Here is a 1,880-nt window from a genome sequence, read left to right on the forward strand (position 1 = left end):
GGTCATGGGTAATCAGGAAATTTTATCCCATTCCTCATATATCTTCTGAATGCTCTCTTCATCGCCGTAAGACATCATATAAGCAGAGTAATTGTCTGCATGCTGTTTTTGCTCTTTCAGAGTGATTGAGTAAATATTTTCTAATTTCTCTGACGCTGACTGTCTTGTTCAATACAGCATAAAAAACACAACCTTCTTTTTTGTATGAAGGGGTTGTGGAATTCACTATTTCATCATGTGAATTAAAGCTGTTACTACACGTGCCTTTTATTCTCTTGAAATTCGATGTCAACTTATTCAATTGTTGTCTTTTATACTTATCCGTGTTTTCCAGTGAATCACATATTTTACTAAAGGCAAAATATAGGAAAGAATACATTGGTAGGAACTGTTTGCTTATTGAGAAGTGAGATAAGTTGTGAATTTGATTCTTCAACGATATTAAAGTAGTTATGTATCATTTCAGATGTGGTCTGATACTCATATTTTACAGTTTTCTCTGAACCCACAGCTATAACCATGTCTTCATTTCTTAGTTCATCAAGATTTTCTGTAATATTAACCTTAATGTTTCCTCCGCTTCGAATAGTGCTCCATACTTTCTGAACCTTTCGTATATCCATAGCGGAAACAGGTAACACTAACTCAGATAGTGCTTTGTAAATAACGGTGTAGTTGTCAGTTTTAATCTTATTTATCCTGATTGTAGATACACCTTCCAGTTCAATGTCGTGTTCTGTTATTTGGCTGTTGTAATTTCCTGGTTCATATTCTACCAAAAGAAAGTTGTTCCGAATCTTTTTTGCTAAGTCAGTATTCACATCGACATAAGAGAAAATTGTTTTTAGTAGTTTTTTGATGTTGTTGTCGCTAATGCTATAACCTAAGAAAATTATCGGATTATGTATGAACATAGATAAAAGTTGAGCTCTAATTAGTTCATATTTATCATTGAATCGAGAGTAGTCCTCTTTAGTAATGATTATATCATTCGGTTCTGTAACACAGCCGTGGATCTTATATGCCGAGCCATATGGATTACTAAGGAGTATGTTGTTGCCAATTAATGGGATAAAATCAAAGATATCTTCTACTAAGCCATCGTAGTTGGTTGTAATTATAGAACTGATGTTCTTCCTGGCTTTCTTGAGTTCGTCAATCTCTTCTTGTACACCCTCTCTATAATGCAGGGTCCGAAGTATACTAGTTATGTATATTTTGAATCGGCTTACACTTTTATTATCTACTGTCATTCTTTCATAGAAGTGGTCATTTATACTTTTGAATTTCCCATTTCTATCCGTGATAATCTAGAGTTAAACTCATGCTCTAATTTTTGCGCTATGGTTTCATAACAAAAACTGCCATTTATAATTGAGGATGCCTTGATGTCAAGATAAAACTCAGGGTTTTCAGTTAACTCTAGGGATATCTTTGAAAGTAACGCATCCCAACTAAACGAATTCTGTAAATATCTAAGGCTAAATCCTGTTCCAATAAATAAAATAGGATGGTTTTTATATCCTGAGATGAAATCGTGGATATCCATATGTCCCCTTGATTAATGTAGTAGGCAGGCTAGTTGCAGTCAGTGTACCTTGCTATAGGCTTTGCTTGAAACACTGTTTTTTATAGTCCGTAGGTTCGATTAGCGAAGCGTAATCGGACGATCGCGGATTTGGACGTTCAAGGATTCTAATAATCGTCTCTTTGATCATTCGCAAAGGCAAAACCTTTGAGCGGTTTACTCCAATCCCCCCAACGGCCCATCCACCGACCCGCACCAATCCTGCGGATAGACGCCGCTCGCCACGTAACGATGGAAGGTGGAATATGGCCAATCGGCCACCCGGGTGACATCAGGGCGGGAGCACACTTTG

General features: G+C 36.8%; 2 protein-coding genes. Both read right to left on the reverse strand.

The window, feature by feature from the left end:
• Positions 1 to 350: 350 nt before the first annotated feature.
• Entirely contained in the window at positions 351 to 1,253 is a 903-nt protein-coding gene (locus BN1127_RS22540) for an SIR2 family protein (RefSeq protein ID WP_197069670.1), read from the reverse strand.
• A 20-nt stretch (positions 1,254 to 1,273) separates the two neighbouring features.
• Positions 1,274 to 1,549 (reverse strand): SIR2 family protein, encoded by a 276-nt coding sequence (locus BN1127_RS22545; RefSeq protein WP_197069671.1) that lies wholly within the window; start codon positions 1,547 to 1,549, stop codon positions 1,274 to 1,276.
• Positions 1,550 to 1,880 lie beyond the last annotated feature (331 nt).

The sequence above is a fragment of the Aeromonas media genome (genome assembly GCF_000819985.1).
GTDB classification, from domain to species: domain Bacteria; phylum Pseudomonadota; class Gammaproteobacteria; order Enterobacterales; family Aeromonadaceae; genus Aeromonas; species Aeromonas media.